This window comes from Streptomyces sp. NPDC043176 (genome assembly GCF_056436715.1).
Genome location: NZ_JBWKCA010000034.1, coordinates 24,401 through 41,574 on the forward strand (window position 1 = coordinate 24,401; position 17,174 = coordinate 41,574).

Genomic DNA, 17,174 nt, shown 5'->3' on the forward strand with positions numbered 1-17,174 from the left:
TCACCAGTACTGGATCAAGACCTGCCCCCCCGTCAGCGAAGCCGTGGCGTCGGCCCGAGAGGCGACCCTCGCCTTCCTCGGCCAGGCCGCCGAGCCCGACGGCCTACCGAATCCTCGAGCACCTTGAAGGCACCCTCTAGAGCCAGCCATTGCGGCGGAAGGCGCGGTAGAGGAGCCCGGACGCCAGTGCCATCAGCCCGAGCGCGAGCGGATAGCCGTAGCTCCAGCGCAGCTCCGGCATGTGCTCGAAGTTCATTCCGTAGACGCCGGCGACCATGGTGGGGATCGCGAAGATCGCCGCCCAGGCCGAGATGCGGCGCATGTCGTCGTTCTGCCAGGTCCCCACCCGCGCCTGCTGTGCGTCCAGGACCGAGTTCAAAAGCTCGTCGAGGGTGCGGACCTCGGTGTCGGTGCGATGGAGATGGTCCGCGACGTCGCGGAAGTAGGGCAGGGCCTTCGGCGGATGGCTCTGTCCGTCCTGGCCGGGGCCGGTCAGGAGGCCCTGCACGACGGGGACCAGGGGCTGCACGGCGTCGCGGAACTCCCGCACCTCCCGCTTGAGGGAGTAGATCGCTTCGGTGTGGTCCTCGCGGGAGGTGGAGAAGACGCAGTCCTCCAGCTTGGTGAGCGCGGCCCGCACCCTGTCCGCGCTGTCGGTGTAGGCGTCGACGACCACGTCGAGGACGGCATGTAGAACGGACAGCGGACCAAAGCGCAGCATGTCGGGGTCGGCGTCGAGCCGACGGGCGGCTTCGGCGGCCGGGTCGGCCCCACCATGCCGCACGGTCAGCACGTAGCGGGGGCCGACGAAGACCATCAGCTCCCCCGTCTCCACCGCCGCCTCCGCATCGACGTACCAGAGCGTCTTGAGGGCGACGGCCAGGACGTCGCCGAAACGCTCGCGCTTGGGGCGCTGCTGCGCCTGGACCGCGTCCTCGACCGCCAGAGGATGTAGTCCCAGCTCCTCCGCCAGCTGCATCAACTCGGCCTCGGCCGGGTCGACCAGGCGCACCCAGGCAAACTCGCCCTCGCCCAGCCCCCGCAGCCGCTTCAGCAGCAGCTGGCAGGCTTCCTCTTCCAGGCCGCACTCCACGGTCTCCGACCGGCCCGACCGCTCCTCGTACATCACACATTCCATCCCATGCGCATGCTTCGATACGCCGATTTCATGCGCCACCGGTCTCCTGCCTTCCCGCTCTTCCCCCGCGTGACCGCCCGCGCACAGGTAGAGCGGGCGTGCAGAGGGTAGACGGCTCGGATGTCATTGCCAGGAGAACTAATGTCCGAGTCCTCGGTGCGGGACGTAGTCACGGGGCTCGTCCACGTGATCGAAGCCGCCGGCGCACTCATCATCTTCACCGGCGCCACCTGGGCCTTCGTTCGTTTTGCCACAACCGCCCTCCGCAGGCGTTCCTTCATCACCGAGTTCAACAAGATTCGGCTCAGCCTCGGCCGCTTCCTCGTACTGGGGCTGGAGTTCCAACTCGCCGGAGACGTCCTACGCACCGCAGTCGCCCCCAGCTTCACCGAAATCGGCCAACTGGCAGCCATCGCCGCCATCCGGACCGTCCTCAACTTCTTCCTCACCCGGGAGATCGCCCAGGAACGCGCAGAGATCGAACACGACCAATCAGAAACAGCGCCGCGCCCCGACCCTCTCTAACGAGCTGGTGCGTGATGGCGTTGAAGATGTGCCGGCCTGAGCTGGTGGTTTTGTCAGGCGGTGGTATTGGGGTCGGAGACGAGGCCGGCAGCACGGCCGATGTCGGGCCCGACGCACGACCCGCACAGCCGGTCCCGCTCACCGGGCCAGGAGCGCTGGACCTCGGCCCGCCGTTCGCCGTTGAACCTCCCCCCTAGACGGGCTCGGTGCACATGACGTAGAGGTCGATGTTGGAGCTCTGCAGGTCGTCGCTGCCCTGGGCCCACCAGCCGTCGCGCGAGCCGATCTCGGCCGCCTTGGCGGGGCGGCTGGAGATGAGGCTGGCCGCAGGCCCGTTGGCCGACGCGCCTCCACCGGCGACGACGGTCCCGGCGGGGCACTTGAGCAGGCCGCCGTAGGGGCTTTCGGAGGCGGTGTTGAAGCGGGTGACGGTCAGGGCGTAGACGGGGTCGGCGCAAACCGCGTGGACCACGGCGGTGGTCGTATCCCATCCGGCGGTGCCCAGTGCCCACTGGGTGGGCTGGGCGGTGCCGCTGACCGGGGTGGGGTACGACTTGCTGAGCCAGGAGTCGGCCCCGATGGCCTCGCCGCCTCCGCCCAGGGCGGCCTTCCCGGCCGGACACGACAGCGTGGTCAGCGTGTTCTTGGGGGACGGCGTGACGGGGCTCTGAACGATCTGGTAACCGCTGGGCTGGTAGGCGCAGACGGCATAGGTCGTCAGGGTCATGCCGGGGGAGGCGAACTTCAAGGCGGACGCCCTCCAGCCGACGGGCTGACCGCTCTCCATCAGCGGGGCGCTGCTGACGAGCTGGATGTCGTGGCCCCAGGGGGTGTAACCGAAACTGGCTTCGGCGCCTCCACCGATCGGGACCTTGCGCTGCGGGCAGCGGACACTCTGGTTCTGCAGATCACCGACCCCGCCACCCTCCTTGACGATCTCGACACCGTAGATGCGCGACCCCGCAGTGGTGGCACCGTCCGCGGGCGCCGCGGCCTGCGAGACCCCCGTCCCCGGGCCGGCTGAAGCCACCAGCGTCCCGGCCACCACCCCCAGGGCGGCTGCAGCGACCCGGGCCCTCTTCGCAATGCGCATGAGACCTCTCTCGACGAACCACATGGATAGCGTTCAGCGATTGCGACATCACCTAGCGTGGCTTAATGTCGATGTGGCGGTGCTCCTGCGGCTCGGAGCGAGGGGGGCGGGCGGCATCCCCCTGGAAAGGGCCCCCGGGACTCAGCGCCTTCCTGGCAGCCTGCCGCCAGAAGCGAAGAGATCATCCGATCAGGCGGACGCGATTCCGCCGCTGAGCAGGATTCGCCCGGACGGTGGCGAGGTGTTCCCGCAGGCCCCGGATCGGCCACACGCCGTCCAGCCACAGCCGGAGTTGGGTGACGTCGTGTCGGTTGGCACCGGTAAGCATGACAGCGGTTCCGCGGCGGTCGACCGTCACGGACATGCACTGAGCCAGCTTCCCCTGAGGCGGCCTCACCTCCAGGCGGGGCCGCTTCGGCATGTCCGGGCACGTCTTGGGCGAGCGCACGCGGTGTCCCGGGACAGGCCGCGCAGCAGGGTGGCGCCGGACCCGGGGCGGTGACCGGGGAGCGGACCGGGCTGTTGGGGCCGGTCCGGTGCTCGAGAAATTGTCAAGGGTTGTGGACTGGGTCGTTGCCGTCTGCCGCTGTTCCCACTCGGTCCGGGTGAGTTCGTACTCGACTTCACCGTGCTCGGAGCCGTCGATCGCCTCCGGCCAGTCCCCGGTGAAGTTCCGGGCGAGGGACAGGCCTGACTTCTCCATGACACGGCGGGAACGAGTGTTGACAGCCATAGTGTTCGCCGTGACCCGCTCGACCTCCAGGTCCGTGAACCCCTTGTGGATCAGGGCCTGGGAGCCTTCGGTGGCGTAGCAGTGCCCCCATGCCGCCTGGTTCAACCGGTAGCCGAGTTCGACCACGGCGGGGCTGTGCTCCTCCAGCGGCCGGAGCTCGAACCAACCCAGGAAAGCGCCGGTGATCTTCTCCTGCGCGGCCCAGTATCCGCAGGTCCCCCAACACGGGTAGTCGTGTGCGTCGCTTCCCTCCCCGCTGTGCACGCTGCAGCCATCATCCGGGGGCAGGCGGTCCTGTCCTTGACGGCTTTGAGGCGTCGGTGAGGTCGGCGCCGTGGGCGGCGTCGCGCTCGGAGTTGTGGACGCCGCGCCAGTCCAGGCACATCACGGTCGCGTCGTCGTCGAGGTGCCCGTGGCCGGCGTCGACGATCGCTTTGATGAGGGTGCGGGCGGCCTCGCGGGGGTGCAGTGCGCGGGTGCGAATGATCAGGTCCGACAGGTCGAGGTTCTCGGCGTTGCGCTCGAGCATGCCGTCGGTCAGCATGACCAGCCGGTCACCCGGGCACAGATCCAGCGTCTGCACGCGGTAGGTGTTGGCCTGCGACACCTGGGCACCGAGGCCGAAAGGGAGATCGACTTTCGGGACGATCTCCTGGACTTCTCCGTCGCGCATCCGCAGCGGCCAGGGGTGTCCTGCGTTGACGAACTCCGTTTCGCCGTTAATCAGGCTGATGCGCAGCAGTTGGCCGGTGGCGTAGCCGCTGTGGCCGTGATCGCGCATGGCCCGGTCGGCCTGGTGGGCCTGTTCGGCGAGGTCGGCGCCCGCCCGCCGGGCCCGTCGCAGGGCGCCCACCACAAGGGTGGCGAGCAGCGCGGCGTCGACGTCGTGGCCCATGGCGTCGGTTACCGACAGCTGGACGGTGTCCCGGTCGATCACGTAGTCGAAGGTGTCACCCCCGACGTGGTCGGCAGGTTCCAGGGCCCCGGCGACGGCGAACTGTGCCGCCTCGCACGCGAGCGACGTCGGGAGCAGGCGGTGCTGGATCTCGGCTGCCAGGCTCAGCGGCTTGGTGCGCCGGCCCCACTGGTACACGTCGGTGTGGGACCGGTTGGCGATGACGATGTACGCCAGCGCGTGCGCGGTCTCGCCGATCTCCCGCATCACCTCCGCGCCCGGCGGCGCGGGTAGGAACAGTTCCAGGAGGCCGATGGCGTCCCCACGGTTGGTCACCGGGGCGAGGACCCGCACCAGCCGGTTCTCGCCCCGGTGCTCCACCTGTGGCTGTTGGCTGCGGATCACGTCGTCGTACATGGTGCCGCGCAGCGGGATGCGCTGGGCCGGCTCATCGGTCTCGACGCTGTCCGCCGCCCCCAGCCGTACGACTGAGCTGCCGGTGAAGTCGGTGATCAGGAATGACACCGACGCCGCCCCGAGATGATCCTTGAGCATGCGAGCGACCACGTCGAGCGACTCCACCGGCGCCGCGGCCTCCGCTGCTTCCAACGCTCCCGCCAACGTCATCGCCCTCCCCCCGTGGCTTCCGCCCGCGAGAGAACGAGAGGCCCCACCGTCCGGCTCTCCTGCGGTCATAGCGACCCCTTGGTGCTCGATGCCAGCCCGGAACGTTCATCCCGGATATGCGAAGGTCCGCGCCGAGGGGGCACCGGACAGGCCCATTGCATCATGAGGATCTGGGACCCCGGCGGTTTGAGCCACGCCCGTCGCGACTCTCTCGGCCGATGCTGCCAGGGGTTGCATGGGCCGTCCGCTTGCTCTGCGACCCCGAAGACCGCTTCACCGACACCCTCCGGTACTCACCGTTCTCCGCCGTGGAACTCACGTGCCTGGAACAGCGCGTGACGCGCGACCTCGACCAGCTCGTCGGGCTCCAGCTGTCCAACTCCTACTCCACCCCCGCACAGCTCGGCGGCAACCTGGACGCCTTCACCCGCGACCTGCGCCGCGCCCTCCTCGACCACGCCCCCCTCGGGCCTCTACCACGAGGCGATCCGCACCGAAGTCCTCGCCGCCACCCGCCCCGACCGAAGGAGCACCACCCCGTGACGACCTTCGCCTCCACCGCACACCACTACGCCGCCTTCCGACCCCACTATCCTGAGGAGTTCTTCACGCTCCTGACCGACCGCTTCCACCTCGACGAGACCCAGACGGTTCTCGACGTCGGCTGCGGACGGGGCCCCTCCCCCCTCACCCTCGCCTCACGGGTCGGCCACGTCTACGCGGTCGACATCGAACCGGCCATAATCAGCGAAGAAAGCAAGGCCGCCACCGCGCACGGCACCGGCAACATCACCTGGGCGTGCGGCGACACCGCCAGCTTCACCGGCATGGCGTCCAGCCCCCTGCTTGTGATCACGGGGTTCTCGGCGGCGAGGCCGCATCCCGAGACGCAACGCCATCGGATGACACGGATCGGTCAGACGAGTGACAGCGGCCGCCGCAAGCCGCTACCGGACGAACCGGTGTTCCAAGATCAGTGCCGCCGCCGTCTCCGGCGGCAGCTGCCCTCCACCGCGTCTGTGCCGTGTGATCGGATCGACCACGGCTGTTCGAGGAGTCTCACCCCATGCGTTCACGCGTCATCGCCGTCACGGCCGCCGCGCTCGCGGCCACCGCGGCACTCGCGCAACCCGCCCACGCCGTCCCGCTCGTCGACGGGGTCTACCGGTTCGCGGCTCTCACGGACGGCAAGTGTCTGGTCTGGCCCAAGACACACGGGAGCATCGGCGCGGTGTCGCTGGCCGCCTGCACGGACACCGCGTCCACCTCGGCGAACTGGCAGGTGCTGCGACGCCCCGACGGAATGATGGAAGTCTCCCCCTCAGGCTCGAACCCGCGCACCTGCCTGAAGGTGATGCCGGAGCACAGCGTGTCGGTCTACAGCTGCGGTGACAGGTACACCGAGTGGACTGTCTCCTACGGCGCCGCCGGGCCCGACAGCGTGGTGTGGGCCGACATCGAGCACACACCCGGCGACCTCTCCCCCTCGTACGGAAAGATCGTGGACGATCCCGGCGTGACCGGCCAGATCGTGGTGAGGCAGGCTTCCATCGAACCGCACTACTGGGCATTGCAGCCGGCCGGATAGGAGTCGTCGGGCCGACCACGGTCTCGGACGCCCGACGCCCCTTGCCCCCTGGGGTCCGTCTTCAAATTGATCTTGCCCAGAGCAGGAGTGATGCGAGTGTGACAGCTGCTTCGCAGGAGGTGGCGGTCTTCTCGTAGCGGGTGGCGATGCCTCGGAAGCCTTTGAGCTGGTTGAAGCAGCGTTCGACGGTGTTGCGGCGGCGGTAGATCTCGCTGTCGAAGGCTGTCGGTCGGCCACCTTGGCGGCCTCGGTTCCGGCGGTGCCGTTTCTGGTCGCTCTTCTCCGGGATCGTGTGCCCGATGCCGCGTTTGCTCAGGTAGGCGCGGAATCCTCGTGAGCTGTAGGCCTTGTCGGCGATGACGTGGTCCGGTCGGCAGCGGGGTCGGCCCAGGCCGGCACGGGGCACTCGGATGCGTTCGAGCAGCGGTCGTGCGCAGATGCCGTCGTGCCGTTGACCGGGAGTCATCAGTACGGCCAGGGGCCGGCCGCGGCCATCACAGGCGAGATGGATTTTGGTGGTCAGGCCTCCGCGGGATCGGCCGAGGGCGTGATCGTCCGGTTCGTCCGTCTGGTGCTTCCCCCTTTTTGCCCGGTGGCGGCGGCATGCTGGTGGGCGCGGATGATGGTGGAGTCGATCTGGACCAGCCAGTCGATGTCACCAGCCGCATCAGCCCGGGCCTGGATCTGCTGCAGGGCCCGGGTGAACACTCCGTTGGTGGCATGTGAGCTCGCCATCGTTTGCCGACACTCGGAGGGCGCCTGCTCGTGCGAATGGACCACTCAAAGCGCCGATGGTCGGCAGGTGTGATCGGCTCGTTTCCGGTACCCCAGGTCGGCGGTCCGATGGGACGGGCTGGACCGCGATGCGGCGTCCCCGCCAGGGTGCCTCCTGATGTGGAACGAGGAGACCTGATGTCGTGGCAGAGATTCCGGGCGCGGCGTGTGAACTTCGGTGTCCGACGGTCGATGCCGAGCTGGCTGCCGGCAGGGGTCGGCCTGGCGGCCTTTGCCGGGGCAGTCCTCCCGGCTTCTGCCGCCCAGGCCACGACACTGCCCGTGCCGTGCTCCGTTCCCGACCTGATTGCGGCGATCAACCAGGCCAACACCTTGCCAGGCCGGGACACTCTCGAGCTGGCCGCAGGATGTACATACCGCCTGACGACCGCCCACAACGCGGCCAACGGCCTGCCGGTCGTCGCCAGCGAGATCACCATCCACGGCAATGGTGCCACGATCACGCGCGACTCCTCGGCCCCGAGCTTCCGGATCCTCTTCGTCGACGACTCGGGCACCCTGACACTTGAGCGGCTCACCATCAGCGGAGGCAAGGCCCTGGACTGCGCCACGTTCGTGGATGTCTGCGGCGGCGGGATCCACAACCTGGGCACCCTGACGGTCAGCAGCAGCCGATTGCTCAACAACAACGTGACAGCCTCGGGGGTTGCGGACGTCGAAGGCGGTGCCATCGACAACGAGGGCACGGCGACCGTCAACGACACCGAGATCAGCAGGAACACCGCGACCATCACATCAGGGGCAGGCGGCACCGCCCTGGGCGCCGGACTCGTCAATACAGGGAACCTGACCATCAGCAACAGTCGACTGACCGAGAACACCGTCACCGCCACCGGCACGAGTGACCTCTTCGGCTTCGGGGCCGCTGCGACGAACTTCGGCACCTTGACCCTGCGCGGCACCCTCGTCCGGGACAACACCACAACGGCCACCACGGTGGCCCTGGCCGCGGTTGCCAACATCGACGGCACCATGACGGTGACCGACAGCCAGGTCGTCAACAACACCACCACCGTCTCCAGCGGCCCGAACGGCTTCGCCGCCGGCGGCGGCATCTACACCCAATGCACCCAATCCTCCTGCAACCCGTCGAACATCCGCGCCACCCGCATCACCGGGAACACCGTCAAGGCACCCAGTAGCACCGCCGTCGGCGGCGGCCTGAACATCAGCTCGGGCACGGTGACGGTCACCGACACCCAGCTCACCGACAACACCGCCACCGCGCAGGGCGGCGACGCCGGCGGAGGCGGGCTGCGCAACGACGGAGCGGTGACACTCACACGCACCACCATCAACGCCAACCATGTCGACGGCGGCAACGAAGTGCGTGGCAGCGGCCTCTTCAACCAGGCCCGGGGCACAGCCTCCCTGACCGACTCCCTCGTGAACGGCAACAGGGCCACCGGCCCGGACGCCGACGGCGGCGGCATCTTCAACGAAAACGCCACGCCCGGAGCGGTGACACTGAACCGCACGGTGGTCAGGGGAAACCGGCCGAACAACTGCAGCCCGGCCGACGCCGTATCCGGCTGCGCCAGTTGAGCGAGATCCCAGGAGGAGCCTGCATCAGGTCCGGTGAGCCGGCGACTCACGAAAGCCCAGGCGCCCGCGGATCTGCGCACGGTGGTACTCGACCGTCCGCCCCCTCCACTCGTACGCCTCCAGCTCGCCCGGCAGGGACCTGTACCTGCCGGGCGATGAACTCCACCGCCTCACCCGGCGACTCCAACCGCCACCGGGAAAACGGCCGTACTGCGTGTAGAACTTCAGCAGCACGGCGAAGCCCAGTCGTGTCGCACCACGATTGCCGGACACGAGCCTCTGCTCGTCCTTCAACAGTGTCCAGTGCTCGACTAGGGCGTCCAGGTCCACAGGGGTACGGGCCACGGTCGTCGATCGTCCCCTCGGGACCATCCCCACGCGTGCGGGGAGCAGCGATCGGCACCATCACCCTTGCCAACCGATCGGGGACCATCACCGTGGTTTTGTTCGCGAGAACGGGTTCTGGCACAACTTTTGTGAAGCCGCGCCGGCCGGCCCGTCCCTCGCATCGGAGCAAGCCGTCGACCTGCCAGTTCTGCGGGCTCGCTGAACTTGAACACCGAGGATCTACTCGACTTCACGGAAGTTGTGCCAGAACCGTTCTCGGTCCCGGCACAACTTTCCGTGATGGCTACACAGGCCATGACTGAGAGCGGTTGTTCACGACATCCAGGGAAACTTCGCGATCCTCGTCGTCCGGGAGGTCGGCGAGAAATGAGAGGACCTGCGACTGCGCACCGGGAAGGTCGATGCAGAGCCTGTCAGAGCCGGGTGGCACCCTGAGCGCGTGCTGATCAATGGATATGAGGACGACCCTCTCGTTGCGGCGGAGGACCTGCTGGCCCTGCCGGGGTTCTGGGCTGCCTACCTGCTGTGGATGTGCCAGACCGAGGACAACGACCCCGATCCGCTGTGGTTCGGCGCTGACGAGGCCGACGCGGACGCGGCGTACGAGGCCCTGGCCGATGAGGAGCGCTGGCCGGTCTTCCGCATCCCGTTCGCCGACCGTCACAGCGCGCTCATCGTGGGCCGTAACTTCGCCGACGACCTGGGCACGGAGTACTTCATCTCGCACTCCGAGTGGGACCGGCACGGGCACCTGGCCACCATCGACGGGCACCAAGCCGGCCCTGGACTGTCCTGGCGCGAGCTCACGCACATCGCCGACACTCCCGACCCTAAAGCTCCTGGCGTCCACGCACCGCACGTCCGCCTTCTGCTTCTGCTTCCGGCCCTCGGAGACCGCAACCTGCCCACTACTGCGGCCACTCTGATCGGCGACGCGCTCATCCAGGTGGGCGTCGCCAAGGACCGAGCGCCTGAGGTGGCAGATGCCCTCCTCCACGACCACCCCTTGTGGGAACCGGCGGAATGGGTCCTGACCTCACCGTCCCCGCTCTCCGGTACGACGCAGCACTTTCCCGGCATCCTGCACTGCGACGAGCCCCATAGCCCGCGGTGCGGAATCCGCCTGGCCCAAGGCATCACCCGCGAACACAGCGACCGATTGGCCCGAGCACTCGGCACCTGGCCCACACCGTGACCGCCTGCCCCGAGCCAATGAGCACACGACACAGCCAGAGGCAAGCGCCGACGCGCTACCGGCCCGCTTGTCCGGACGCTGGAACGTCAGTTCCCGGCGTTTGAGGCACTTGCCCACACCGGGCCCGGTGAAGCGGACCCGGTAGAGCTTGAAGATCAGCTCGCCTGTAGGGCCCGTGTCCACCGTTGGCCGGAAAGCGCCAAGACGGGGGGTGTGATCCAGGACGGCCTGCCGGATGGCGGCCTGCTCGACCTCGGACAGAACCTGATGTTCGCCCACCCGGCGGTCCCGCGCACGCGACAGCAGCGTGTCCCGGCCACCGGTCTGCCACCTCGTCCACCAGTTGTCCGCGGCTCTGACCGGCACTTTGAACAGAGCCGCGACCTCAGTCCTGCCCCGTCCCTCCACCAACGCGGACACCACCCGTAGCCGCACAGCCTCCTGCACGTCCGGCGACCAGGTCCTCGCATCCCCCACCAGATCACTCACACACCGTCAACGCGCACGAACCCAAAGCGTTTTGGATCAATAGGCGACGACACTGTGACGGCGGTCGGCGGCGACGTCCACGCGGATCACCGGGCAGCCACCTACTGCGGCCACTCGGACTTCGAGACCTTGGTCAACGAGGCTTCGTGCCACACCCCGCGGCCCCGGGCTGATCCGAAAGACACGGCCCAACGTCCGGACAGCTCCGCCAACGCAGGACACCTCGCGTGCGCAGGCTTACAGTCGTGAGTAAGAGGCGTTCCACCCCACTCCGTCATCGGACCCGGGGCAGGGCGCGGGGTGCGGGACTTCGCCCGGCCGGCCGGCCGCGGCCCACGGGGGACAGCCTCGCCGTCCGGCCCCGAGTTCAGGGATCCGATGAGCCATGCCTGACGTGAAGGTCGTGTGGACAGGGCTTGAATGCCGTGTCAGGCAAGAGATGGAAGACGACATCTTCGGCAGCGTTCAACTGATCACCGGAATGACGCCACAGCCGGCGGTGAAGTTCCCCGACGCCGGCACGCTGACGTTCGGGCCTCCAGGACTGAGGATCTTCAGCGCCCAGCGCCTGCTGTACTCCGGACCGGCACAGGACCTCAGCGTGTCCCTCGCGCTCGTGCAGCACGACTCCGGTGACATCGAGCAGGAGAAGCAGGCCGTCGCCCAGGCCATCTCCACCGCGGCGACGGCGGCCGTCGCCGCCGCCACGAGTCCGGCGGGCGCGGCCCTGGCCAAACCCTTCATCGACTTCCTGGCCGTAGCCCTCGTCGACATCGCGAGCGACCTCCTCGGCCTCGCCGACGACCCGTTCAACCCGGCGGCCGTCTTCATCCCGAAGGACAAGCTGCTGGATGCGAACAGCCGGCGCCAGATACGGCAGCGCCCCGACGATCCGCGCACACTGCAGTTCACGGACATGGTCATCTGCAGCGGTACGGACGGTGACGGGGACCTGGGGGTGTACGCGCTGTACCTGGACGTACAGCCGTCGGGTGCCCCGGGCGGAGGCGGCGTCACGCCCGCGGGCGACGGCATCGGCACGCCCGCACTGAGCACGGGCTCGCAGGGAGCGGCGGTGGAGAAGCTCCAGCGCCTCCTGAACGCCCACGTGCCGGACCTCGGACCTCTGGACGTCGACGGCGACTTCGGCCCCGTCACGGACGAACGCGTCCGCGAGTACCAGCGTCGTGTCGACATCGAGATCGACGGTGTCGTGGGTCCTGAGACCTGGGGCATGCTGACGGGCGGTGAGCGAGCGGAGGAGGACGCGTCCGGGACGCCGACCCTGAGCAACGGCTCGCGTGGCCCTGCGGTCCGCAAGCTCCAACGCCTCCTGAACGCCCACGTGCCGGACCTCCAGGCCCTCGCGGTCGACGGGAGGCTCGGCCCTGTCACGGAGCAGCACGTCCGCAATTTCCAAACCCGCCTCGCCATCAGCGTCGACGGCATCGTCGGCCCTCAGACGTGGGGCGCACTCACGCGCTGAGCGAGCCTCTCGCCCAGACCCGGGGAGGGGGCCGCCTCACTCGTGGACGACGACGGTCTCCAAGGCCCAGGGCGAAGAACGTCCAGCCGGCGACCTCGGGGAGTTCCTCGCCGCTGAGGCGGGAGGCGACGGAGAGGCGGGAGGCGCCGGAGAGCAGATACTCCGACGGTCGACATGTCCGTTACGTCCTCGACGAGTGAACTCAATGAGTTTCTGATCAATAGCGAGGTCGTGCAGGGTGGCGACGGCCTGGACGGCATGGTGAAGTCCGTCGCCTCGCTGCCGGCAGTCGCGCAGGATCTTCCAGTTCTTCATCCGGGCGAAGGTGTGCTCGACACGGGCGCGCCGGTGCTCGGCGTTGTCCTCCTCCTGCCCGCGCAGGAGGGGGTCGCTTTCTTCCTGCTGCGGGACGATCAGGCCGGTGCCGAGGTGGGCGCCGTCCGCGATGACCGTCGTGCCCGCCGCCAGGGCGGGCAGGGACGAGTCGCGCCAGACGTGCGCGTCGGCCTTGTGGCCAGGGGCCGGCCGGGCCGCCGCGATGACCAGGCGGGGCGGGTGTCTGCGCCGATGGTGACCTGCACGTTTACCGAGAACCGGTAGTTGCGGGACGAGGCACCGGTCTTCCGGTCGCGGACCGGGATCAGGGTGCCGTCCACGATCCACAACCGTTCGGTGTCCGCCAGCAGCCGCGGAGCCGGCTCGAGCGCCAGCAGCGGGCGGGCCTGACCGTAGGACAGGCGGGCCAGGCCGGTGTCCGGACAGGCGTCCGGGCGGAGGCACCGACTCGTCGGCGCCCGAGATCCGTCACGGCGTCTTGGTGTCGTGCTGCGGTCCGGAGCGTGGGGCGCGTGTCTTTGCGGCCGCGGGCCGTGGCTCACGCTGCCGTGGTGCGGAAGGCGCTGGGGCTGAGGCCCTTGTGGCGTTTGAAGGCGGTGCTGAAGCCGAAGGCGTCGGCGTAGCCGACGGTCTTGGCGATCTGGGCGATGCTGAAGTCGGTGTCGGCCAGGAGTGCCTCGGCGTCGTCCATGCGGCACTCGGTGAGGTAGGTGAGGGGCGGACGGCCCATCAGCTCGGTGAAGCGCCGGGCGAACAGGGCCCGGGAGACGCCGGCTTGAGCGGCCAGTGACGCGACCGTCCAGCTCCGGGCGGGCTGTCCGTGGAAGGCGTGCAGGGCGGGGGCGAGGACCGGGTCGGCGAGGCCGCGGTACCAGCCGGGGGCGTCGGCGCCCGCCCGGTCGAACCAGGTGCGCAGCGTGCAGACCAGGGCCCAGTCGAGGAGCCGGTCCATCAGCGCCTGCGAACCGGCGGAGAGCCGGGCGGCGTCGGCGGCAGAGTTCTCCAGCCAGGCGCAGACCTCGGCGTCCTCGGTGACGACCAGGACGGGCGGCAGGGCGCGCAGGAGCCGTTCGTGGCGGTGCCCCGAGGCGCGGTAGGCGCCCACGATCAGCGCGGTCGCTCCCTCCGGGCCGGTGCCCCAGTGGATGCCGTCGAGCTCCTGGCCGGTGCACGCGGCGTCCGCGGTGAAGCAGTTGATCTCGTACGCGATGTGGGGGCGGTGGACGGTGGCCGGCTCGTCCGCGAGGCGGAACCGTGCGGGGCCCCGGACGATGGCCGTGTCGCCCGCACCGATCGCGCGCTCGGTGCCGTCGGACAGCAACAGCGTGCCACCCCCGCGCAGCACGCTGACCATGGTGAGCGGAGCGGCATCGGCGAAGGTGATGCTCCAGGGCGCCGTCAGGACGGCATGGCTGACGACCGAGCCCTCGGCCCGGATGCCGCTCAGCAGTGAACTCAGAGGATCCACAGCGTAATCGTAGACGATCTCCTATGTCCTGGAGAGTTTCTCCCATGGATCATCTACGGCGCTGCGGTTGTACTGGACTCACCGCACAGATCGAGCCCTCGGGAGACACCGTGCCGCAGCACCCCAGTGACACCAGGACAGCCCTCGTGGTCGTCGCGCACCACCGCAGCGATTCCCTCACCGCCCACACCGCCCGCCGAGCGGCTGCCCGGCTCGAGGCCGCCGGATACCGCATCGATCTGCTCGACCTGCACGCCGAGGGGTTCGACCCGCGGATGAACGTGGAGGACCAGCCGGACTGGGGCAACCGGGAGAAGCCGTACTCGGAAGAGACGCACGCCCACATGCGACGGATCCTCGACGCCGATGTCGTCGTCGCCGTCTTCCCGGTGTACTGGCAGAGCGTGCCCGCCGTCCTCAAGGGATGGATCGACCGCGTATGGAACTACGGGTTCGCCTACGGCCGCAGCAAGCCCCGTCTGGCGGGCAAGCGCATGCTGTGGCTGGCCCTGGCCGGCGCCACCGCCGACGACCCCATCGCACAGTCGATGCAGTCCGTCCTCGAGGCCAACCTGAGCGACGGCATCGCCTACTACTGCGGCTTCTCGCACTCCACCGTAGGCCTCCTCCTGGACGCGGAGGAGCGACCGCAGCGCATCGACACCACGGGCAATCTGCTGATCGGCGAAGCCGCCGCCGGCGCCGAGCGGGAGGCGCAGTACACCGATTTCGACCGTCGCGCCGGGAAGTTCGTGGAGGAGTTCCTCGCGGACGAACTCGTCGCGGCCTGACGGCCTCCCGATCCCGGGAGCTGACACTGCGGCAGTACGTGCGGGGCCTGGTTGCCCGGCTCGTACCAGCGGACGCCAGGGCACAATTCCGCCGTCTGCTGGTCGAGCGCCGCGTCGGCCGGCCCGTCCCTCGCGTCGGAGCAAGCCGTCGACCTGCCGGCCAGTTCTGCGGACTCGCCGACCTTGAACCCCGGGGATCTGCTCGACTTCACGGAAGTCGTGCCAGAACCCGGGTTTCGACAGCACGAGGCTGCCACGCCGACAGGATCCCGCCCTGCCGTCCCTTGTTCGGGTCGCTGCGCCGGGCGACTCTTGTCGATGACCACTTGCACCACTTGTCGCGGCCGAACCGCTGAGATGACCGCGTCGTGCGGCTCGGGCGGACAACGCGTGGCGACCGCGCCCCCAGATCGGCAGGGTGTGGCGTGATGAGCTGTCACGACGAGACGTCCCGCGCCCTGTCCTGCGCCCGCCACGACACGCTGGAAGGGCTGCTGCAGCGCGGTCGGGGGCTGGGCGCGGAGCGCGCACGGCGCGACCCGGGGGCCGCCGCGCCGTTCGTGTACGACGGCATCCGCCGGGACTGGAAGTGGGACCACCAGACCGACACCCGCTACCTGTACCACCCACCCCTGAGACGCAATACTGCGCGCCCCGTCCCTCCTCCTCCCCCTTGCGGGTGGAGGGACGGGGAGGCCTGGAGGGACGTACAGGTGGATGAATGTGCTCAGGTGTGTACGGGGGAACGTGCTCGGGAGAGCGGCGCGTCGTGGCCGGAGCCAGGGGGGCGCAGCGACACTCTCGCCTTGGCGGGTTTTCACGAGACGGCGGGAAACTGAGGCGGATGCTTGTTCTTGGGCGCTCACAGATCGAAGCCCTGCTTGACGTGGGCCGACTGATCGACGAGTTGGGCCCGGCGATGGCGGACCTCAGCGCGGGCCGGGCCTCTGTGCCCAACCGCGTCGCCGCGTTGGTGCCCGATCGGGAGGGTTTCCTCGCGGCCATGCCGGGCTATGCGCCGTCGGCCGGGGCGCTGGTCACCAAGTTGGTCTCGCTCTTTCCGCGCAACGCCGGGACACTGCTGCCGACCCACCAGGCGCTGATCGTCATGTTCGATCCGGACAGCGGCGAGCCGACGGCGTTGCTGGACGGTACGGCCATCACGGCGATGCGGACCGCGGCTTGTTCGGCGCTGTCCGCGCGGCTGCTGGCCCGTGAGGACGCGGCGGTACTGGCGATCCTGGGCACGGGCGTGCAGGCCCGCTCTCACGCCCTTGCGATGTGCAGGGTCCGCCCGATCCGTCATATTCGGGTGGCGGGCCGGGATCCGGCGAAGGCGGTGGCACTGGCCGACGAGCTGTCGTCCGAGCTGAAGACCGACGTCCGAGCGGCGTCCACCTATGCCGAGGCGCTGGACGGCGCGGACCTCGCCTCGGCGGCCACCCACGCGCTGGAACCCGTCGTCCGCCGCGCCTGGCTGACGCCCGGCGTGCACGTCACCTCGGTGGGTTTCAATCCCGCCGGCCGCGAGATCGACGACGCCACGGTTGCCGAGGCGCTGGTGTGCGTCGAATCACGGCAGGCAGCGCTGGCGGCCTTCCCCGCGGGCGCCAACGATCTGCTGATCCCCATCCGCAACGGCGTCATCACGGCCGAACACGTGCACGCCGAGCTGGGTGAAATCGTCGCAGGCAGGCGACCTGGACGCACTTCGCCCGACCAGATCACCCTCTACAAGTCGGTTGGCGTGGCAGTACAAGACGCCGTCGCCGCAGCCCTGGCCGTCACCGCCGCCCGCGAACAGTCCATCGGCGAAGACGTCACGCTGCACTGATGCTGATACTCGGCCAAGGACGACCGCCACCCCATGGCGCCCCAGTGAAACCGCCCCGGGCAGCAGCGCGCGTTCGCCCCCGGGCATGCGCGATCACGGGCAGCGTCCCCCTCGCCTGAGAGCCGACGCCGGACCCGGAGCCGGAGGGCCCCGCCGTGCATCGCTGGGGCGGGTGGCCCTGCGAGGGGCGACGAAAGGGCAATGCGCCTCGATCGCCTCGGCGGGGTGATGGCTGATGGTGGAATCGGGTATGGAAGCTCTCTGAATGCCTTCCGTCCTCGGGGCTCC

Annotated in this window: 13 protein-coding genes and 4 pseudogenes; 8 read left to right on the forward strand and 9 right to left on the reverse strand. The window is 69.1% G+C overall.

The annotated features are described in order from the left end of the window. Positions 1-136 precede the first annotated feature (136 nt). Positions 137-1,126, reverse strand: coding sequence for a magnesium and cobalt transport protein CorA (locus AC067A_RS34570; RefSeq protein WP_479247176.1), 990 nt, complete (start codon positions 1,124-1,126; stop codon positions 137-139). Positions 1,127-1,279: 153 nt separating this feature from the next. On the opposite strand from AC067A_RS34570, the gene AC067A_RS34575 reads away from it, so the two are divergent. Then, positions 1,280-1,663, forward strand: coding sequence for a DUF1622 domain-containing protein (locus AC067A_RS34575; protein WP_479247178.1), 384 nt, complete (start codon positions 1,280-1,282; stop codon positions 1,661-1,663). Positions 1,664-1,856: 193 nt separating this feature from the next. Here the strand turns inward: AC067A_RS34575 and AC067A_RS34580 are convergent, their stop codons facing one another. From AC067A_RS34580 to AC067A_RS34590, 3 genes and pseudogenes are all read right to left on the reverse strand, one after another. Continuing rightward, a complete protein-coding gene (locus tag AC067A_RS34580; RefSeq protein WP_479247180.1) occupies positions 1,857-2,756 on the reverse strand; it encodes a hypothetical protein in 900 nt (299 codons plus the stop codon). Positions 2,757-3,342: 586 nt separating this feature from the next. After that, a pseudogene (locus tag AC067A_RS34585) lies at positions 3,343-3,726 on the reverse strand (GNAT family N-acetyltransferase); the annotation flags it as partial. A 37-nt stretch (positions 3,727-3,763) separates the two neighbouring features. Next, positions 3,764-5,011: a PP2C family protein-serine/threonine phosphatase gene (locus AC067A_RS34590; protein ID WP_479247182.1), complete on the reverse strand. Its 1,248-nt coding sequence runs from the start codon at positions 5,009-5,011 to the stop codon at positions 3,764-3,766. A gap of 218 nt (positions 5,012-5,229) precedes the next feature. On the opposite strand from AC067A_RS34590, the pseudogene AC067A_RS34595 reads away from it, so the two are divergent. Together AC067A_RS34595 and AC067A_RS34600 are read left to right on the forward strand one after the other, a co-directional pair. Continuing rightward, positions 5,230-5,790, forward strand: a pseudogene (locus AC067A_RS34595) (class I SAM-dependent methyltransferase); the annotation flags it as partial. Positions 5,791-6,077: 287 nt separating this feature from the next. Beyond that, the gene (locus AC067A_RS34600) at positions 6,078-6,599 is read left to right on the forward strand and encodes a hypothetical protein (protein WP_479247184.1); all 522 of its coding nucleotides are present in this window, start codon (positions 6,078-6,080) and stop codon (positions 6,597-6,599) included. Positions 6,600-6,660: 61 nt separating this feature from the next. Here the strand turns inward: AC067A_RS34600 and AC067A_RS34605 are convergent, their stop codons facing one another. Further along, complete coding sequence (locus AC067A_RS34605; RefSeq protein ID WP_479247246.1) at positions 6,661-7,248, reverse strand: IS5 family transposase; 588 nt, start codon at positions 7,246-7,248, stop codon at positions 6,661-6,663. 263 nt (positions 7,249-7,511) lie between these two features. On the opposite strand from AC067A_RS34605, the gene AC067A_RS34610 reads away from it, so the two are divergent. Continuing rightward, complete coding sequence (locus tag AC067A_RS34610; RefSeq protein ID WP_479247185.1) at positions 7,512-8,939, forward strand: hypothetical protein; 1,428 nt, start codon at positions 7,512-7,514, stop codon at positions 8,937-8,939. A gap of 24 nt (positions 8,940-8,963) precedes the next feature. Here AC067A_RS34610 and AC067A_RS34615 read toward each other — a convergent pair whose 3' ends face one another. Continuing rightward, positions 8,964-9,311 (reverse strand): DUF4158 domain-containing protein, encoded by a 348-nt coding sequence (locus AC067A_RS34615; RefSeq protein ID WP_479247248.1) that lies wholly within the window; start codon positions 9,309-9,311, stop codon positions 8,964-8,966. A gap of 415 nt (positions 9,312-9,726) precedes the next feature. Here AC067A_RS34615 and AC067A_RS34620 point away from each other — a divergent pair, with 415 nt between their 5' ends. Then, positions 9,727-10,482 carry a hypothetical protein gene (locus AC067A_RS34620; protein ID WP_479247187.1) on the forward strand — a complete coding sequence of 252 codons (756 nt, stop codon included), beginning with the start codon at positions 9,727-9,729 and terminating at the stop codon, positions 10,480-10,482. A 342-nt stretch (positions 10,483-10,824) separates the two neighbouring features. Here AC067A_RS34620 and AC067A_RS34625 read toward each other — a convergent pair. Beyond that, positions 10,825-10,971: pseudogene (locus tag AC067A_RS34625) on the reverse strand (IS630 family transposase); the annotation flags it as partial. A gap of 439 nt (positions 10,972-11,410) precedes the next feature. On the opposite strand from AC067A_RS34625, the gene AC067A_RS34630 reads away from it, so the two are divergent. Next, the gene (locus AC067A_RS34630; RefSeq protein WP_479247189.1) at positions 11,411-12,457 is read left to right on the forward strand and encodes a peptidoglycan-binding domain-containing protein; all 1,047 of its coding nucleotides are present in this window, start codon (positions 11,411-11,413) and stop codon (positions 12,455-12,457) included. A gap of 219 nt (positions 12,458-12,676) precedes the next feature. Here the strand turns inward: AC067A_RS34630 and AC067A_RS34635 are convergent. Both AC067A_RS34635 and AC067A_RS34640 read right to left on the reverse strand, forming a co-directional pair. Continuing rightward, positions 12,677-13,173, reverse strand: a pseudogene (locus AC067A_RS34635) (transposase family protein); the annotation flags it as partial. A 158-nt stretch (positions 13,174-13,331) separates the two neighbouring features. Beyond that, complete coding sequence (locus tag AC067A_RS34640) at positions 13,332-14,261, reverse strand: AraC family transcriptional regulator (protein WP_479247191.1); 930 nt, start codon at positions 14,259-14,261, stop codon at positions 13,332-13,334. A gap of 44 nt (positions 14,262-14,305) precedes the next feature. Here AC067A_RS34640 and AC067A_RS34645 point away from each other — a divergent pair, with 44 nt between their 5' ends. Continuing rightward, positions 14,306-15,052, forward strand: coding sequence for an NAD(P)H oxidoreductase (locus tag AC067A_RS34645; protein WP_479247193.1), 747 nt, complete (start codon positions 14,306-14,308; stop codon positions 15,050-15,052). An 844-nt stretch (positions 15,053-15,896) separates the two neighbouring features. Next, entirely contained in the window at positions 15,897-16,886 is a 990-nt protein-coding gene (locus tag AC067A_RS34650; RefSeq protein WP_479247195.1) for an ornithine cyclodeaminase family protein, read from the forward strand. Positions 16,887-17,174: the final 288 nt, after the last annotated feature.